This window comes from Microvirga brassicacearum, assembly GCF_008757455.1.
Taxonomy (GTDB): domain Bacteria; phylum Pseudomonadota; class Alphaproteobacteria; order Rhizobiales; family Beijerinckiaceae; genus Microvirga; species Microvirga brassicacearum.
Window position 1 is genome coordinate 95336 of the sequence record NZ_VCMV01000002.1, and the last position, 16694, is coordinate 112029.

Here is a 16694-nt window from a genome sequence, read left to right on the forward strand (position 1 = left end):
AAGGTCTACAGCGCGAACGACGTCCCGCACCCGCATGAGGCCGTGGCGTGCGGATTCTCGATCTTGAACGACTGGCCCATTAGATCGTCGACGAAATCGATGACGGAGCCTTCGATGTACTGGATCGAGATCTCGTCCACGAGGACCGTCGCGCCATCCTTTTCGACCACGAGGTCGTCGTTCTGCCGTGTCCGGTCCACATCGAACGCATATTGAAACCCCGAGCAGCCGCCTCCGTTGACGCTGATTCTGAGCATCGAGCCGTCGGGTTCGCTTGCCATGATCTCGTTGATCCGGCGGGCGGCGCGTTCGGTAAGGGTGATGTCACTCATGGTCGATCCGGTCCTGGGTTGAGACGTTATCTTGGACAACGTCCCTTCAGCAAGGTAAGTGCCGAGGACGGAAGCTTCAACCCGGGGATAGCACGTGCGGCCCTTTGGCGAACGATGGCGAGCGCCCTATGCCTGCGACCCTCAGGCGAGCCGCGGCCGGCTCCATCCTGAGGCTGCCTCCCCGACGCGGAGCGAATTCCAGCGCGATCGGGACCGGATCATCCATTCGTCGGCCTTCCGCCGCCTCAAGCACAAGACGCAGGTCTTCGTCTATCACGAGGGCGATCATTTTCGCACCCGGCTGACCCACACCATCGAGGTGAGCCAGATTGCCCGCGCGCTCGCCCGCTCGCTGGGGCTGGACGAGGATCTGGCCGAGGCGCTGGCGCTCTCGCACGACCTTGGCCACACGCCGTTCGGGCACACCGGTGAGGACGTGCTGGAAGCCCGCATGGCCGCGTTCGGCGGCTTCGATCACAACGCCCAGGCCCTGCGGATCGTCACTCGGCTGGAGCGCCGCTACGCCGCCTTTGACGGCCTCAACCTGACCTGGGAAACCCTGGAAGGGCTGGTGAAGCATAACGGGCCGCTTCTCGATGCGGCCGGCAATCCCACCTCGCGCTATGCGAAAAGCGGCGTGCCGCTGGCAATCCTGGAATACAACGCCTTGCAGGACCTCGAGCTTGCGACCCATGCGGGCGGTGAGGCGCAGGCAGCCGCCGTCGCCGACGACATCGCCTACAATGCCCACGATATCGATGACGGGCTCAGGGCAGGGCTGTTCGATATCGAGGCTCTGCGCGAGGTCGCTTTTCTCGACGACATCTTGAGGGAAATCGACGGTCTTTATCCCGGCCTCGACCTCTCGCGCCGCATCCACGAGCTTGTCCGCCGCGTCATTACCCGGTTCGTAGAGGACGTGGTGAACGAGGGGGACCGCCGGCTGGCGGCTTTGGCACCCGCGAGTGCCGGTGCGATCAGGGGAGCCGCCAAGCCCGCTATCTGCTTCTCGACGGTGATGCAGGCGGCCGATGCGGCGGTCAAGGGTTTCCTCTATCCCCACATGTACCGTCATCCCCATGTGATGGCGGTGCGGCATGACGCGGATGCCATCCTCAACGATCTCTTCGCACGCTTCATGGCCGAGCCGGAATCGATGCCGGCAGAGTGGCAAACAGATCTCCCGCGGGACGACGAGCCGCGGCTGGCGCGCCGCGTGGCGGATTACATCGCGGGAATGACGGACCGCTATGCCATCCTCGAACACCAGCGCCTGTTTGACGTGACGCCGGACTTGCGTTAGGCGCGCCAAAGCGTTGAAGGGCCGGAAGGCCTATCGAGATTGAGATTATGAACATCTTCGGGCTGTTTGAGAAACGTGTGGCGGATGCTCTTGGCCGTTTGGCCGAGGCGGGCAAGATCCCGGCCGGGCTCGATGTGAGCCGCGTGGTCGTCGAACCGCCGCGCGACACGTCTCACGGCGACCTCGCCACCAACGCCGCCATGGTGCTGGCCAAGGAAGCGCGCATGAACCCGCGTGCGCTCGCCGAATTGATCGTCGCCGATCTCGGCCAGGATCCCCGCGTCGTGAAGGCGGAGATCGCCGGACCGGGCTTCATCAATCTCAAGCTGAAACCGCATGTGCTGCACGAGATCCTGCGCGCCGCCGTGGTCGATACCGACGGCTTTGGCCGCAGCGGGCAGGGCGCGGGAGTCGCGGTGAATGTGGAATTCGTCTCCGCCAATCCGACCGGCCCCATGCATGTGGGCCACGGCCGCGGCGCCGTGTTCGGCGATGCGCTGTCCGAGCTGCTGGCCTTTGCCGGCCACAAGGTGAGCCGCGAATATTACATCAACGATGCCGGCGCACAGGTGGACGTCCTCGCGCGCTCGGCTTTCCTGCGCTACCGGGAAGCGCTGGGCGAGGATATCGGCACCATTCCCGAAGGCCTTTACCCGGGCGATTATCTCGTTCCGGTGGGTGAAAAGCTGGCGCGCGACCACGGCGCGGCCTGGCGCGACAAGCCGGAGGCCGAATGGCTTCCGCTGGTGCGAAATATCGCCATCGATTCCATGATGGACATGATCCGCGAGGATCTGGCGGCCCTGAACATCCATCACGACGTCTTTTTTTCCGAGCGTTCGCTGCAGGAAAACAACGGCGGCGAGGTGGCGAGAACCATCGCCGACCTGCGGGCGCGCGACCTGGTCTATATGGGTCGCCTGCCGCCCCCCAAGGGCCAGAAGGACGAGGATTGGGAGGACCGTGAGCAGCTGTTGTTCCGCGCCACCGCGTTCGGCGACGAGGTTGATCGGCCGCTTCTGAAGTCGGACGGCTCCTTTACTTATTTCGCCTCCGACATCGCCTATCACCACTCGAAATTCTCACGCGGCTTCGCCTCGATGATCGACGTGTGGGGGGCCGATCACGGCGGTTACGTCAAGCGCATGCAGGCGGCGGTAAAGGCCGTGACCGCAAATCAGGGCGATCTCGACGTCAAGCTTTGCCAGCTGGTGAAGCTTCTGCGCGGTGGCGAGCCGGTGAAAATGTCGAAGCGTTCCGGCGACTTCGTGACCTTGCGTGAAGTAGTGGATGAGGTCGGGCGGGATGCCGTCCGCTTCATGATGCTGTTTCGCAAGAACGACGCGACGCTCGATTTCGACCTCGCCAAGGTGGTCGAGCAGTCGAAGGACAACCCCGTTTTCTACGTCCAGTATGCCCATGCCCGCTGCGCGTCTGTGCTGCGCCAGGCGGGGGAGGTTTTCCCCGGAGTGGACTTTTCGGGCGAAGCCTTGTCGGCTGCGGATCTCTCGGTTCTGAGCGACGAGGCCGAAATGGACGTGATCCACCGGATCGCCCAATATCCCCGGATGATCGAGGCGGCGGCAGGCTCGCACGAGCCTCATCGTGCGGCATTCTACCTCTATGACCTCGCCAGCGCCTTCCATTCTTTGTGGAATAAGGGCAAAGACTTGCCGCAATTACGCTTTGTTAATCAAAGTGATGAAGATTCAACGAAAGCGAGACTCGCTCTTGTGTATGCCCTCAAGGGCGTCCTGGCGTCTGGTCTCGCTATCCTGGGCGTTACGGCTCCCGACGAAATGCGTTAGACAACTGGAAACACGGTATCGTTTCTGGTCTATTGCGCCGGAAAGCCGTTTACGTCGTGCCGACGCAGCATCGCTGATGCGCGTCGGATTACCGGAGGTCCGGCGCTATGAGCGGAACACAGAAGCCCCATTTTGCGGTTGATCTCAACGAGATCGAGCGTCAACTCGCGCAGGCCCAATCTGCCGCGCCAACACCATCCTCGTCAGGCGGGCGTCACGACCCGCTGGCCGATCTGGCCCGCATCGGCGGGCAGGATGATCCCTTCGAGGCCCTGCTCGCCAACGAGCCGCCCCGCGGCCGTGCGCCGCAGCAGGAGCGGCGCGATCCGCTCTTTGCCGTGCGTGGCGAGGCGGCGCGCGATCCCTATGCCCGGCGCGCATCGGATCCCGCGCCCTTCGATTTCGAAGACGAGCCGCATCAGGGCGTGCAGCACGCCGGCCAATCCTACGGCTACCAGCAACCTGCGGCGGCGGAACCCGCCCACGATCAGCACGCCTACGATCAGGGCGGCTACAGCCAAGATTATTACGGCAATGGCGATCAAGCCGCCCATTACGATGAGGCAGCCTATCAGCCGCCACCGCGTGGCCGGTCGCGGAAGGCCGTGCTGGCATTGGGCGCCGTGCTCGGGGTGGTCCTGATCGGATCGGCGGGTGCCTTCATGTTCAGCGGCGGATCCGCTGCGATCACCGGCGGAGAGCCGCCTCTTATCACCGCCAGCAACGAGCCGATCAAGGTCGCGCCGCAAAATCCGGGCGGCGTGGAAATTCCCAACCAGAACAAGCAGATCTACGAGCGCGCTCAGAGCGGCGCGACCAAGGTGGTCAGCAATTCGGAGCAGCCGGTGGACGTCAAGCAGGCCGTTCGCATGAATGGCGTCGCCGACGCGACCGGCTCGGCCGGACCCGCACCGCACGCCACTAACGGCCTGAACCTGGGCGAGCCCCGCAAGGTCCGCACGATCTCGATCAAGCCCGACGGCACCCTGGCGCGCCCCGAGCCCGAAACCAAGGTGGCGGCGGTCGCCGCCCCTCCGGCGATGACCTTGCCGGCAGCGAGCCAACCGGCCCCGGCTCCCGCTCCGGCCGCCGTCGCTCCAGCCCCCGCGCCGAAACCTGCCGCCGCGACGCCCGCCGCCGCGACACCCGCGGCCAAGCCCGCTCCGGTCGCCGCCGCCGAGACACCGGCGCCTGCGGCCGCCCCTCAGCGGGTTGCCTCGATCCAGCCGACGGCGCCAGCCGCGACGGCTCCCGCTGAGGCTGCCCTCGGTGGGTTTTCGGTCCAGCTCGCGGTTCGCGGCTCCGAGAAGGACGCTCAACTGGCCTTTGCCCAGTTCCAGAAGAAATATGCGGAGCTGGCGGATCAGTCGCCGATCATCCGCAAGGCCGAGGTCAACGGAAACACGATCTTCCGTGTTCGCGCCGGCCCGATGTCGCGGGACGACGCCTCGCAGCTTTGCTCAGCCGTGCAAGGGCAGGGCGGCCAGTGCTTCGTGGCGAAGAACTAGGCGCCACGACCAAGACTTTCTTGACCCTGCGTGGCAGGGGACGTAAGGCGCGGGGATGACCACCCGCGCCTTTATTGCCGGATGCTCCGGCCTTGCCCTCACGCCCGACGAGATCGCCTTCTACCGGGAGGCATCGCCGTGGGGCTTCATCCTTTTCAAGCGCAACATCGCCGATCCAGCGCAAGCGACCGCTTTGTGCGAGGCGCTTCGCGAGGCAGTCGGATGGGACGCACCGATCCTCGTCGATCAGGAAGGTGGACGGGTGCAGCGGATGGGGCCGCCCCATTGGCCCAAATATCCGTCGGGCCGAACCTATGGCGTTCTGCACGCCAATGATCCACTCGTTCAGCGGGAAGTCACCCGGCTCGGCGCGCGTCTCATGGCACACGATCTGCGGGCGGTCGGCATCAACGTGGATTGCATGCCGGTTCTCGATGTTCCGACCGCCGGCGCCCACGATGTGATCGGCGATCGCGCCTACGGCCGTACTCCCGCGCAGGTGGCGATCCTGGGCCGGGCTGCCGCCGAGGGCTTGCTCGCCGGGGGCGTGCTGCCGGTGATCAAGCACATGCCCGGCCACGGCCGCGCCGGGTCGGATAGTCATCTGGCGCTTCCCATCGTGGACGCCTCTCGCGAGGCGCTGGAGCGGCACGATTTCGCGCCGTTCCGAATGCTGACCGACATGCCGATCGCGATGACGGCGCATGTGGTCTATACCGCGCTCGATCCCGACCATCCGGCGACCACCTCCCGGATCGTCATGGACGACATTGTCCGCGGCTATCTCGCCTATGACGGTCTCGTGGTGACGGACGACCTCTCCATGAAGGCGTTGTCGGGCACATTCAGCCAAAAGACCGAGGCGGCCTTTGCCGCCGGCTGCGACATGGCGCTCCACTGCAATGGGGTGATGGACGAGATGATTGCGGTCGCCGGGGCCGCCCCGGCCTTGGCCGGCGAGGCCCTGCGGCGAGCCGACGCGGCACTCCAGCGCATCCGGCACGAGCCGGAACCGCTCGATCCTGTGGACGCCCGCGCCAGGCTTGACGCCGCGCTTGCGATGGTCGCCTAAGGGGCCGAAGCTGCGAATCGGCTGATTGGTATGATGGATTGATGGCGAACGCCTTGCCCTTTGAGGATGCCGACCGCGTTGAGCGCGCCGACGGCGAACCTGCCCTCCTGGTCGATGTCGACGGGTTCGAGGGACCGCTCGACCTGCTGCTGGAGCTTGCGCGCCGTCAGAAGGTCGATCTCCACCGCATCTCGATTCTGGCGCTGGCCGAGCAATACATCACCTTCATCGAGGCCGCCCGCCGCATGCGGCTGGAGCTGGCGGCCGATTATCTGGTCATGGCGGCCTGGCTCGCCTATCTCAAATCCCGCCTGCTGCTGCCCGAGCCGCCCAAGGGCGAGGAGCCGAGCGCCGAGGACCTTGCGACCGCACTCGCCCTGCGCCTGCGCCGGCTCGAAGCCATCCGCGAAGCGGCCAAGAAGCTGGGCGAACGGAACTGGCTCGGGCGGGACGTGTTTGCCCGCGGAGCGCCCGAAGCCGTGGTCATCCACAAGGATTCCCACTTTCAGGCGACTCTCTACGATTTGCTGGCCGCCTATGCGCGTCAGCGGCAGAAGCAATTCAACAGCCGGGTCCAACTTCACGTCCGGAATGTCTGGACCCTGGCAGAAGCGCGCGAGGCTCTCGAACGGCTTGTCGGGCATCTCAACGATTGGACGAACCTCGACACTTATCTAGTCGAGTTCATGGTCGAGCCTTCCATGCGCCCGACCATCCTCGCATCGACCCTCTCCGCCACGCTCGAAATGGTGCGCGAGGGCAAGCTGAGCGTCCGGCAGGACAAGGCGTTCGCGCCGGTCTGGGTCAAGGTGGTGGCCGAACCCGTGGACGCAGGAGCCTGAAATGGACAGCATGACCGACGACAGGGTCGAGAACGCGATCTCCGAGGATCAAACGAGCCCGGATCGCGGCGAAGCCCTGCGCATCGCGGAGGCTCTCCTGTTCGCCTCGGCCGAGCCATTCACCGTCGAGGAACTTGCCGGCCGCCTGCCGGAAGGCACCGATGTGGGGGCGATTCTCGACGAGCTTTCGGCGCAATATGCGGGGCGGGGCGTCAACCTCGTGCGCGTTTCGGGACGCTGGGCGTTTCGCACCGCCAGCGACCTCTCATTCGTGTTGGCCCGCGATGTGGTCGAGCAGAAAAAGCTCTCTCGCGCCGCCATGGAGACGCTGGCGATCGTCGCCTATCACCAACCGGTGACCCGCGCCGAAATCGAGGAGATCCGCGGCGTCGCGACGTCGAAGGGCACGCTCGATCTGCTGCTCGAGACCGGCTGGGTGCGCCTGCGCGGCCGTAGGCGAGCACCGGGACGGCCGGTGACCTATGGCACTACGCCCGAATTTCTCGATCATTTCGGCCTCGATGCCATCGACGACCTGCCGGGCCTCGAAGAGCTCAAAGGCTCGGGATTCATGGAAGGCCGCGTGCCGTCCGATCTCTCGGTGCCGATCCCGTCCGACGACAATACCCTGCGCGAGGACGAGGACCCGCTCGAGCAGGATGATCTCTTCGAACCCATGGAACTGGGGGACGGAGACGAATGAATTCGGCCGCCCCTGAGAGGGGGAAGGATCGGTTTCGCTTGCCGCGCTGGGGCCAGCGGGGCACGGCCGGCGCCTCGATTCCCGCCCAACTGACCTTCGAGCACATCGTCATGAGGTTTGGCGAGACCGATGTCCTCGATGACGTTTCGCTGACCATCGAGCCGGGCGAGGTTGTCTGTCTGCTCGGTCATTCAGGCTGCGGCAAAACCACTCTCCTGCGCATCGCCGCCGGGGTCGAAACGCCGAGTGCGGGCCGGGTGCTGATCGATGGCCAGCAGGCGAGCGGGCCGGGCGGGTTCGTCGAGCCGGAGCGGCGCGGCATCGGCCTGATGTTCCAGGATTACGCCCTGTTTCCGCATATGAGCGTGCAGCAGAATGTGATGTTCGGGCTCACCGGATTATCCGCGAGCGAAGCCGCCGTCGCCGCCCGGCGCGCGCTCTCGCGGGTGGGGCTCGAGCGTTACGCGGACGAGTATCCGCACACGCTCTCGGGCGGCGAGCAGCAGCGTGTGGCGCTGGCGCGTTCCATCGCGCCGCGCCCGGGCGTCCTCTTGATGGACGAGCCGTTTTCAAATCTCGACAAGCGGATGCGGGACGCCGTTCGCGACGAAACTGTTGCAATCCTGCGGGAAACGGGCGCTACGACCATCGTTGTGACGCACGATCCCGAAGAGGCGATGCGCATCGCCGACCGGATCGTGCTGATGCGAGCGGGCCGGATCATCCAGCAGGGTTCGTCCGAGGAACTTTATTCCTCGCCCGCCAACCTGTTCGCGGCGCGCTTCTTCTGCGATTTCAACGAGGTCCCGGGGGAAATCCGAAACGGCCGCGCCTCGTGCCCCGTCGGCGTGTTTGCGGCCCCCGGCCTTCCGGACGGACCGGCGGTCGTCTGCATTCGTCCGCAGGGCCTCAGACTGAAGGCGGCGGGGTTCTGCCTTCCGGGTCGTGTCGTGTCCCGCCGCTTCCTCGGGGAGGTCGATCTCGTATATATCGACGTCGAGGGCGTCGATCGTCCTCTACAGGGCCGCGTTCACGATTCGGCCGGCCTGAAGGAGGGTCAGGACGTGGGGATCGACATCGACCCGAAGGATGTCCTTGTTTTCGCCGCGACGGATCCCTAGGTTGGCCCAACGTTCGTAAAATTCAAACGCCGCGCCCGGGAGGCGCAGGAGGTTGTCATGGGTGGTGCTAGCATCTGGCACTGGATCGTCGTCGGTCTGATCGTCGTCCTGCTTTTCGGACGCGGCAAGATCTCCGACATGATGGGTGATGTCGCGAAGGGCATCAAGGCGTTCAAGAAGGGCATGGCCGACGAGGACGCGCCGGAGAAAACTCCCGCCGCCAGCGAACCGGTCCGCACGATCGATCATCAAACGCCGTCCGCCGCGACCACGACCAACGCGACGTCGGACCACAAGGTCGGCTGATCACCGGCGACTGACGTTCTTAAAACCAAAGGCAAGGTCGGGACCGCTTCATGTTGGACATGAGCTGGGGTGAGGTGATGGTGATCGGCGCCGTTGCGTTGATTGTCATCGGCCCGAAGGATCTGCCGAAGGCATTGCGCACCGTTGGCAACATGACCTCGAAGATTCGTCGTATGGCGGCGGAGTTCCAGGGGCAGTTCAACGAGGCAATGCGCGAAGCTGAGCTGGACGACGTCAAGAAGCAGCTCCAGGGGATGAACGATTCCGTGTCGTCGATCCACAAGGGCAGCCTGAATCCGATTCAGACGATCCGCGACGAGCTGAAGGGCGCGATCGAGGCGCCGGCTGGCTCGCTGGACAAAACCGCCGCGGAGACGGCGACCGAGGCCGCGGCGCAGGGGCGTGGTGAGGCCCATCCGGTGGCGCCGATCGAGCAGCCGGTCTCCCTGCCTGATCCCTCTGTTCCTCCGGTCGTCGATCCGCTGGAATCCTTTGCCTCGACATTGACCCATGAGGCCGAGACCCACCGGGCCGAGGCGCTTTCCGACGAACTCGCAATCGAACCGCAACATCCCCCCGAGACCCGCCAAACGGCCGCGCCCGAGCCCGTGATGCCCTCAGTGAAACCGGACGCAAAAGCCGAATGAGCGACCCGATTGTTGAAGAGGACGAGGTCGAAGCGTCACGCGCGCCCCTCATCCAGCACCTGACCGAGCTGCGCTCGCGCCTGATCAAGGCTCTGGTGGCGTTCGTGCTGATGTTCTTCGTGTGTTTCGCCGGCGCCAAGATCATCTACAACATCCTGGTCTGGCCCTACGTGGTCGCGGTCGGCTCGCCTGAAAAGGCCCATCTGGTCTATACGCACGGACTCGAATATCTCTTCACCCAGATCCAGGTTGCGGCCTTCGGAGCCGGTTTCCTCGCCTTCCCGGTGATTGCCGGCCAGATCTACAAATTCGTGGCGCCCGGCCTCTACAAGAACGAGCGCCGCGCCTTCCTGCCTTATCTGGTCGCCACGCCCGTGCTCTTCGCGGTGGGCGCATCGGTGGTCTATTTCATCGCCATGCCGCTTCTGATGCGGTTTTCCGTCGGCATGCAGCAGCTTGCGACCGAGTCCAGCCCGGCGATCGAGTTCCTGCCGAAGGTCAGCGAGTACCTGTCGCTCATCATGACCCTGATCTTTGCGTTCGGCGTCTGCTTTCAGCTGCCGGTGGTTTTGACCCTGCTGGCACGGGCCGGCATCATCGATTCGCAATTCCTCAAGGAAAAGCGCCGCTATGCGGTCGTGGTGGTGTTCATTCTGGCCGCCGTCCTGACCCCGCCGGACGTCATCAGCCAGTTCGCGCTTGCGGTGCCAACGTTGCTTCTTTACGAGGCATCCATCATCTCCGTCCGCATGGTCGAGAGGAAGCGTGCGGAAGCCGAGGCCGCGCGCGCGGCAGCCGGATAGGCCTCAACCCCCTTTTCCGTCGGCCGCCAACCTTGGCATTCTTTAAGCGAGGTGGTCATGTTGTCGGCGACAGGACCGCGTCTTTGTGAGCACGGTTCCGTCCCATGCATGACATCCGTTTCATCCGCGACAATCCGCAAAGGTTCGACCAGGGCCTCGGCAAACGGGGATTGGAGCCGCTGTCCGCGCAGCTGATCGCCCTCGACGATCGCCGCAAGCGTGCGATTTCCAGCCTGCAGGCCGCCACCGAGAGCCGCAACGCCCTCTCGAAGGAGATCGGCCAGGCCAAGGCGAAGAAGGACGAGGCGCGCGCGCAGGAACTGATGGCGCAGGTCTCGGCGCTCAAAGAGAGCATTCCGCAGCTCGAGCAGGAAGAGCACGCGGCCGAGAAGGAACTTCACGACGCGCTCGCAGCCATCCCCAACCTGCCGAAGGACGACGTGCCTCTGGGCGCGGACGAACACGGCAACGTGGAGCGCCATCGGTTCGGCAACCCGAGGAACCTCGCAGCCGCCAAGCAGCATTTCGAGATCGGCGAGGATCTTCGCATGATGGATTTCGAGACGGCGGCGAAAATGTCCGGCTCGCGTTTCGTCGTGCTGAAGAAAGGGCTGGCGCGGCTGGAACGCGCGCTCGGCCAGTTCATGATCGACCTGCACACCAACGAGCATGGCTATACGGAGATCAGCCCGCCGTTGCTGGTGCGCGACGACGCCATGTTCGGTACGGCGCAATTGCCGAAATTTGCCGACGATCAATTTGCTGCAAGTAAACAGATCTCCGAAGCTGAGCGCATGATTGCTGCGACGCGAGTCGCTCGAAGCAACTTTCTGGAGATGTTGCAAAGCTCAGATAAAGTTGATGCCAAAGAAGCGCTGGAACGTACGAACGTTCTCGAATTGCTTACCGGAATTCCTGAGTTTGAAAAACTTTGGCTCATCCCTACGGCCGAAGTCCCGCTCACCAATCTCGTGCGCGAGTCGATCCTCACCGACGAAGAACTTCCCCTGCGCTTTACCGCGCTCACGCCCTCCTTTCGCGCCGAGGCTGGCTCTGCCGGACGCGATACGCGCGGCATGATCCGGCAGCATCAATTCACCAAATGCGAGCTTGTCTCGATCACCACGCCCGAAACGTCGGCGGCCGAGCATGAACGGATGCTGGAAAGCGCCGAGAACGTGCTGAAGAAGCTTGACCTGCCGTTCCGCACCATGACGCTCTGCACGGGCGATATGGGCTTTGCCTCCATCAAGACCTACGACATCGAAGTCTGGTTGCCGGGGCAGGGGATGTATCGTGAGATTTCGAGCTGCTCGGTGTGCGGAGATTTTCAGGCACGGCGCATGAACGCGCGCTATCGGGCGGCGGGCGACAAGAGCCCGCGTTTCGTCCACACGCTCAACGGCTCGGGCCTTGCGGTCGGACGCACGCTGGTGGCGGTCCTCGAAAATTACCAGAACGAGGATGGCAGCGTCACAATCCCTTCCGCGTTGCAGTCTTACATGGGCGGCATCACCCGCATCGAACGACAGGATTGACATGCGCATTCTCTGCACCAACGACGATGGCATTCACGCTCCTGGCCTGGAAACGCTGGAGGCCATTGCCCGCGCCTTGTCCGACGACGTCTGGGTGGTCGCTCCCGAGACCGACCAGAGCGGCGTGTCGCACTCGCTCTCGCTCAACGATCCCCTCCGCCTGCGCGAAATCTCGGACCGGCATTTCGCCGTGAAGGGCACGCCGACCGATTGCGTCATCATGGGCGTGCGCCACCTGATGCGCGAGACGAAGCCCGACCTGATCCTCTCCGGGGTCAATCGCGGCCAGAATGTCGCCGAGGATGTGAGCTATTCGGGCACGGTCGCGGGCGCCATCGAGGGCACGCTCCTCGGTGTCCCGTCGATCGCCCTGTCGCAAGCCTACAGCGCCAGCAGCCGCAAGGATCTCAAGTGGCAATGCGCCGAGCATCACGGTCCCAAGGTGGTGCGCAAGATCCTGGAGGCCGGGATCGACAAGGGCATTCTGGTCAACGTCAACTTTCCCGATTGCGAGCCCGATGACGTGGAAGGCTCCGCCGTCGTCAATCAGGGGGTGCGCACGCAGGAGCTCCTCAAGCTCGACGAGCGGGCGGACGGGCGCGGCAATCCCTATTACTGGATCGGTTTCGAGCGGCGTCCCTTCACGCCCGGCAACGGCACGGATCTGTGGGCCATCGCCAACCGCCGCATCGCCATCACGCCCCTGCGCCTCGATATGACGGATGAGCCAACGCTGACGCGTTACGCGCAATTGTTCGATTGAGCGAGGCGTCATTCCGGGGCCGCGCAGCGGAACCCGGAACGTATAAGCGCTAACGATGCAGATGGAGGCGCGAGGGGGCATTACGATCCTCCCGGCGTCAGCGCGTCTGGGTTCCGGGCTCGCGCCAAGGCGCGCCCCGGAATGACGGGTGGGGCGCTAGGCAGGACCTAAAGAAGGTTGCACTTGCCGATTGCCTCAGGATGGACGAAAAACCAATCATCATGACGGCTAAAATTCCGCGAGCGAACCAGATGAATTTCCCGTTCGACGCGGATGACCCTGCCCATGACGATGCTGAGGACGAGGCGGTGGGCGTCGCCTCGTTCATCCTCTCCTTACGCGCACGCGGCATTCGGGATATCGCGCTGTTGCGCGCGATGGAGCTGGTGCCGCGGGAGGTTTTCGCGCCGCGCCGCTTCACCGATCTGTCGCGCACCGACGTGGCGCTGCCGCTGCCCTGCGGCCAGACGATGACGGCGCCTCGAACGGTTGCCACGATGCTGCTGGCCCTCGGCATCCAGCCGGGGCAACGTGTGCTCGAGATCGGCACCGGAAGCGGCTACGTCACCGCCTTGCTGGCAAGGCTCGGCGCCGAGGTGGTGTCGGTGGAGCGCTTCAATACCCTTGCGGAAAGCGCCCTGCAGCACCTGAAGATCGTCGAGGTCGCCAATGCGCGCATCGAGACCGGGGACGGATTGGCGACCCGACCGCGCGAGCGTTTCGACCGTATTCTCCTGAACGGAGCCTTCGCCGACGTACCGGCCTCGCTCCTGTCGCTGCTGGGTCCCGGCGGTCGGGTCGTCGGGGCGCTGACCGGTGAAGGCCTGCCACGGCTCGTGAAAGTCGATCGGCTGGAGGATGGCGAATTCCGTCAGGAATTCGGCGCCAACCTGCGGCTGTCCTCGCTGCTGCCGGGCGCCGCGACGACCCTGTAACGAACGCTGGCGGTAGCCATCATGCTCCGGCTTTGTCGCGCGCCGAAAAAATCCGCGTAACGTTACGACAAAGTTTTGTGCAGCAACGGTTGCTTAACCTGAATCTGTTTTTAATCACATCATCGAGTTGCGTTGTGGTTGGGGTGGATTATGCGTCAGCGTGTGGGTTCGGGGCATTGGGTCGCGGTATCGCGGATCGCTCTGGTGAGCTTGATCGGAAGTGCGGCTGCAGCCTGTAGTTCTGATACCATGCGGTTTGCGGACACGCCGTTTTCCAATCCTTTCGCGAGCAGCGGAAGAATGGAAGCGAGCAGCGTGCAAGCGAGCCAGCCCGCGCAGCCTCCGATGCAGCCGATGCAGACCGCCTCGGTGCAGTCTCAGGCATTGCCGCCGATCCAGTCGCCATCCCGCGCCAATGGCGGGACGCAGATCACGGTGACGAGCAACGACAGCCTCACGATGATTTCCCAGCGCTACGGCGTTCCGGCGAGCGCCATCCTGGCCGCGAACGGCATGCAGAACGCCAATCAGATTTCCCCCGGCACCCGCCTGACGATTCCGGCGCAGGGCGGGACGGCCCCGATGCAGATCGCCGCCGCTCCGGCGCGCACGGCGCCTGCCCCTGCAGCTCCCGCCGCACAGCCGAAATTCCGCCTCGTCGACGCGTCCAAGAACAAGGCGCCGGTCGAGGTCGCAGAGGCTCCCAAGCGCACCCGTCCGGGCATGGCGACGACGGAGCCGGTCAAGACCGCCGCCGCATCGAGCGAGCCGCTGGTTTCCGCGCCGACGCCGGTCGTGCCGCAGAAGGTCGCGGCTCTTCCCGAGGCCCAGCCGGTCAAGGCTGCGCCTGCGGCACCCCCGGCCACCGCCAAGGCTCCGGTTGCCGATCCGGACCAGACCGCGAGCGTGTCGAACGATAATGCGGCGGGTGATTTCCGCTGGCCGGCCCGCGGCCGCGTCATCGCCGGTTTCGGCGCCAATGGCGGCAATGAAGGCATCAATATCGCGGTGCCCGAAGGGACCCCTGTGAAGGCCACCGAGGCCGGAACGGTCACCTATGCGGGCAGCGAGGTGAAAGGATACGGCAATCTGGTGCTGATCCGTCACGAGAACGGTTTCGTTTCGGCCTACGCCCATAACGGTTCGCTCAGCGTGAAGCGCGGTGAGGCGGTGAAGCGCGGCCAGGTCATCGCGACCTCGGGCCAGACCGGCAACGTGACCTCGCCGCAACTCCACTTCGAGATCCGAAAAGGGGCGACCCCGGTCGACCCGATGAAACATCTCGGCGGCTGAACGCGCATCATTTGGTTTTACCGATCCGCCTCCAACGGGGCAGATCGCACGAGGGGACGGCGGGCTCAGCCGCCGTCCCTTTTTCGTATTGGACACCTCCACATTCGCAAACCTGCCGTCATGGCCGGGCTTGACCCGGCCACCCACGACTTCGCGACGATGGCAAACAAGGCGTGGGTGCCCGGGTCAAGCCCGGGCATGACGGTGGAGTTGTAGATCCGGCGGGGGCAAAGGATTGTTGGCGGGTCAGATCGCCTTGCCCATCCGCCCGGCCAGATCCTGGATGAACTGCCACGCCGTGCGCCCGGACCGCGCGCCACGGGTCGTTGCCCATTCGAGGGCCTCCGCGCGCGTGGTATCGCGATCGACGTCGAGGCCGATATGGGCCACATAGGCGAAGACCATATCGAGATACTCGTCCTGGCTGCATTTGTGGAAGCCGAGCCAGAGGCCGAACCGGTCCGACAGGGACACCTTTTCCTCGACCGCTTCGCCGGGATTGATCGCCGTCGAGCGTTCGTTGTCCATCATGTCGCGCGGCATCAGGTGACGGCGGTTCGAGGTGGCGTAGAAGATCACGTTGTCGGGCCGTCCCTCGATACCGCCTTCGAGCACCGCTTTCAGGGACTTGTAGGAGGTGTCATCCGAATCGAAGGAGAGATCGTCGCAGAAGATGATGAAGCGGTGCGGGTCGGCGCGGAGCAGGCCCATCAGGTCCGGCAACGTCTCGATGTCCTCCCGGTGGATCTCGATCAGCTTCAGCGGACGCTCATCCCGCTCCCGCAGGTGATTGATTTCCGCGTGGACGGCCTTGACCAGCGACGACTTGCCCATGCCCCGGGCGCCCCACAGGAGCGCATTGTTGGCGGGCAGGCCCCTGGCGAAGCGCTGGGTGTTCTCGGACAGGATGTCCCGCACCCGGTCGATTCCCCGCAGCAGGCTCATCTCGACGCGGTTCACCTTCGGCACCGGCGCGAGCCGGCGCCCGGCCGCGTGCCACACGAAGGCGTCGGCGCTGGTGAAATTGGCATCGAGCCTTGCGGGCGGGGCGATCCGCTCCAGAGCGTCGGCGATGCGTTGGAAAAGCGCCAGAGTTTCGGGAGAAACAGGGGAGGAGGGCGGCGTGGAGGATGCGTGGGACATGGGTGCTCGAATGGCTGAATGCCGTGTTTAGCGTAACTGCCGGGGAGGGTCCATGCAGAGCTCCTTTGGAAAAGCCCGCAACTTCATTGATTTCGTGAGGTCGATCGGTATAGTCCGCCACGTTTCAACCCCCATTTGGCGCGGGTGGGCAGCGTCACGCCCGCCACGCGCCATCATCCATGGAGAGCCACTTGTTCATTTCGCCCGCTTACGCTCAAGGGTTTCTCGGTGGGGATGGGGCGACTTCGCTCATCACGAATCTCGTCCCGTTTATCCTCATTTTCGTCATCATGTGGTTCCTCATCATCCGTCCGCAGCAGAAGCGGGTGCGCGAGCATCAGGAGATGATCAAGAACGTGCGTCGCGGCGACACGATCGTCACCACGGGCGGCATCATCGGCAAGGTGACCAAGGTCATCGACGGCACGCCGGATATCGACGTGGAAATCGCCAACGGCGTCAACGTCAAGGTGGCCCGCGCCATGATCTCCGAGGTGCGCACCAAGGGCGAGCCGGTCAAGGCCTGACCATCGGCTGTCGCCGATGAATTGGCTGCCGCCGACAAACCGGCTGTCGC

The 16694-nt window shown here is 64.5% G+C and carries 17 protein-coding genes; 15 read left to right on the forward strand and 2 right to left on the reverse strand.

Annotated elements, in window-relative coordinates; all coding sequences use genetic code 11:
* Positions 1 to 5: 5 nt before the first annotated feature.
* Positions 6 to 332: an iron-sulfur cluster insertion protein ErpA gene (gene erpA / locus FEZ63_RS01045; protein ID WP_150941782.1), complete on the reverse strand. Its 327-nt coding sequence runs from the start codon at positions 330 to 332 to the stop codon at positions 6 to 8.
* Positions 333 to 426: 94 nt separating this feature from the next.
* On the opposite strand from erpA, the gene FEZ63_RS01050 reads away from it, so the two are divergent.
* The 14 genes from FEZ63_RS01050 to FEZ63_RS01115 all read left to right on the forward strand — a co-directional run bounded on the left by FEZ63_RS01050 (position 427) and on the right by FEZ63_RS01115 (position 14974).
* Entirely contained in the window at positions 427 to 1635 is a 1209-nt protein-coding gene (locus tag FEZ63_RS01050; protein WP_150941783.1) for a deoxyguanosinetriphosphate triphosphohydrolase, read from the forward strand.
* 47 nt (positions 1636 to 1682) lie between these two features.
* Positions 1683 to 3443: an arginine--tRNA ligase gene (argS, locus tag FEZ63_RS01055; protein WP_150941784.1), complete on the forward strand. Its 1761-nt coding sequence runs from the start codon at positions 1683 to 1685 to the stop codon at positions 3441 to 3443.
* Between the two features lie 107 nt (positions 3444 to 3550).
* Entirely contained in the window at positions 3551 to 4951 is a 1401-nt protein-coding gene (locus tag FEZ63_RS01060; protein ID WP_150941785.1) for an SPOR domain-containing protein, read from the forward strand.
* A 55-nt stretch (positions 4952 to 5006) separates the two neighbouring features.
* Positions 5007 to 6023, forward strand: coding sequence for a beta-N-acetylhexosaminidase (gene nagZ / locus FEZ63_RS01065; RefSeq protein WP_150941786.1), 1017 nt, complete (start codon positions 5007 to 5009; stop codon positions 6021 to 6023).
* 41 nt (positions 6024 to 6064) lie between these two features.
* Complete coding sequence (locus FEZ63_RS01070; protein ID WP_150941787.1) at positions 6065 to 6865, forward strand: segregation and condensation protein A; 801 nt, start codon at positions 6065 to 6067, stop codon at positions 6863 to 6865.
* Position 6866: 1 nt separating this feature from the next.
* Positions 6867 to 7568: an SMC-Scp complex subunit ScpB gene (scpB, locus tag FEZ63_RS01075; RefSeq protein ID WP_150941788.1), complete on the forward strand. Its 702-nt coding sequence runs from the start codon at positions 6867 to 6869 to the stop codon at positions 7566 to 7568.
* The gene (locus tag FEZ63_RS01080; RefSeq protein ID WP_150941789.1) at positions 7565 to 8689 is read left to right on the forward strand and encodes an ABC transporter ATP-binding protein; all 1125 of its coding nucleotides are present in this window, start codon (positions 7565 to 7567) and stop codon (positions 8687 to 8689) included. The genes scpB and FEZ63_RS01080 overlap by 4 nt, the downstream gene beginning before the upstream one ends.
* 57 nt (positions 8690 to 8746) lie before the next feature.
* Positions 8747 to 8995 carry a twin-arginine translocase TatA/TatE family subunit gene (locus FEZ63_RS01085; RefSeq protein ID WP_150941790.1) on the forward strand — a complete coding sequence of 83 codons (249 nt, stop codon included), beginning with the start codon at positions 8747 to 8749 and terminating at the stop codon, positions 8993 to 8995.
* 50 nt (positions 8996 to 9045) lie between these two features.
* Positions 9046 to 9642, forward strand: coding sequence for a Sec-independent protein translocase protein TatB (gene tatB, locus FEZ63_RS01090; protein WP_150941791.1), 597 nt, complete (start codon positions 9046 to 9048; stop codon positions 9640 to 9642).
* Positions 9639 to 10445: a twin-arginine translocase subunit TatC gene (tatC, locus tag FEZ63_RS01095; RefSeq protein ID WP_150941792.1), complete on the forward strand. Its 807-nt coding sequence runs from the start codon at positions 9639 to 9641 to the stop codon at positions 10443 to 10445. Before tatB ends, tatC begins: the two co-directional genes overlap by 4 nt.
* Positions 10446 to 10549: 104 nt before the next feature.
* The gene (gene serS / locus FEZ63_RS01100) at positions 10550 to 11983 is read left to right on the forward strand and encodes a serine--tRNA ligase (RefSeq protein ID WP_150941793.1); all 1434 of its coding nucleotides are present in this window, start codon (positions 10550 to 10552) and stop codon (positions 11981 to 11983) included.
* A gap of 1 nt (position 11984) precedes the next feature.
* On the forward strand, positions 11985 to 12746 hold the full coding sequence (surE, locus tag FEZ63_RS01105; RefSeq protein ID WP_150941794.1) for a 5'/3'-nucleotidase SurE: 762 nt from the start codon (positions 11985 to 11987) through the stop codon (positions 12744 to 12746).
* Positions 12747 to 12997: 251 nt separating this feature from the next.
* Positions 12998 to 13681, forward strand: coding sequence for a protein-L-isoaspartate O-methyltransferase family protein (locus tag FEZ63_RS01110; RefSeq protein WP_150941889.1), 684 nt, complete (start codon positions 12998 to 13000; stop codon positions 13679 to 13681).
* Positions 13682 to 13981: 300 nt separating this feature from the next.
* A complete protein-coding gene (locus FEZ63_RS01115) occupies positions 13982 to 14974 on the forward strand; it encodes a LysM peptidoglycan-binding domain-containing M23 family metallopeptidase (protein ID WP_244622582.1) in 993 nt (330 codons plus the stop codon).
* Between the two features lie 246 nt (positions 14975 to 15220).
* On the opposite strand, the gene FEZ63_RS01120 is transcribed toward FEZ63_RS01115, so the two are convergent.
* Positions 15221 to 16117 (reverse strand): ATP-binding protein, encoded by an 897-nt coding sequence (locus FEZ63_RS01120; protein WP_150941796.1) that lies wholly within the window; start codon positions 16115 to 16117, stop codon positions 15221 to 15223.
* A 191-nt stretch (positions 16118 to 16308) separates the two neighbouring features.
* On the opposite strand from FEZ63_RS01120, the gene yajC reads away from it, so the two are divergent.
* Positions 16309 to 16644: a preprotein translocase subunit YajC gene (yajC, locus tag FEZ63_RS01125; protein WP_244622583.1), complete on the forward strand. Its 336-nt coding sequence runs from the start codon at positions 16309 to 16311 to the stop codon at positions 16642 to 16644.
* Positions 16645 to 16694 lie beyond the last annotated feature (50 nt).

What these genes read in the sequence shown, in the direction of transcription:
- FEZ63_RS01115 (WP_244622582.1), top strand. Translation starts at nt 13,982, where the DNA reads ATGGAAGCGAGCAGCGTGCAAGCGAGCCAGCCCGCGCAGCCTCCGATG.
- nagZ (WP_150941786.1), top strand. Translation starts at nt 5,007, where the DNA reads ATGACCACCCGCGCCTTTATTGCCGGATGCTCCGGCCTTGCCCTCACG.
- FEZ63_RS01120 (WP_150941796.1), bottom strand. Translation starts at nt 16,117, where the DNA reads ATGTCCCACGCATCCTCCACGCCGCCCTCCTCCCCTGTTTCTCCCGAA.
- surE (WP_150941794.1), top strand. Translation starts at nt 11,985, where the DNA reads ATGCGCATTCTCTGCACCAACGACGATGGCATTCACGCTCCTGGCCTG.
- erpA (WP_150941782.1), bottom strand. Translation starts at nt 332, where the DNA reads ATGAGTGACATCACCCTTACCGAACGCGCCGCCCGCCGGATCAACGAG.
- FEZ63_RS01080 (WP_150941789.1), top strand. Translation starts at nt 7,565, where the DNA reads ATGAATTCGGCCGCCCCTGAGAGGGGGAAGGATCGGTTTCGCTTGCCG.
- FEZ63_RS01070 (WP_150941787.1), top strand. Translation starts at nt 6,065, where the DNA reads ATGGCGAACGCCTTGCCCTTTGAGGATGCCGACCGCGTTGAGCGCGCC.
- FEZ63_RS01085 (WP_150941790.1), top strand. Translation starts at nt 8,747, where the DNA reads ATGGGTGGTGCTAGCATCTGGCACTGGATCGTCGTCGGTCTGATCGTC.
- argS (WP_150941784.1), top strand. Translation starts at nt 1,683, where the DNA reads ATGAACATCTTCGGGCTGTTTGAGAAACGTGTGGCGGATGCTCTTGGC.
- FEZ63_RS01060 (WP_150941785.1), top strand. Translation starts at nt 3,551, where the DNA reads ATGAGCGGAACACAGAAGCCCCATTTTGCGGTTGATCTCAACGAGATC.
- scpB (WP_150941788.1), top strand. Translation starts at nt 6,867, where the DNA reads ATGGACAGCATGACCGACGACAGGGTCGAGAACGCGATCTCCGAGGAT.
- tatC (WP_150941792.1), top strand. Translation starts at nt 9,639, where the DNA reads ATGAGCGACCCGATTGTTGAAGAGGACGAGGTCGAAGCGTCACGCGCG.
- FEZ63_RS01110 (WP_150941889.1), top strand. Translation starts at nt 12,998, where the DNA reads ATGAATTTCCCGTTCGACGCGGATGACCCTGCCCATGACGATGCTGAG.
- serS (WP_150941793.1), top strand. Translation starts at nt 10,550, where the DNA reads ATGCATGACATCCGTTTCATCCGCGACAATCCGCAAAGGTTCGACCAG.
- tatB (WP_150941791.1), top strand. Translation starts at nt 9,046, where the DNA reads ATGTTGGACATGAGCTGGGGTGAGGTGATGGTGATCGGCGCCGTTGCG.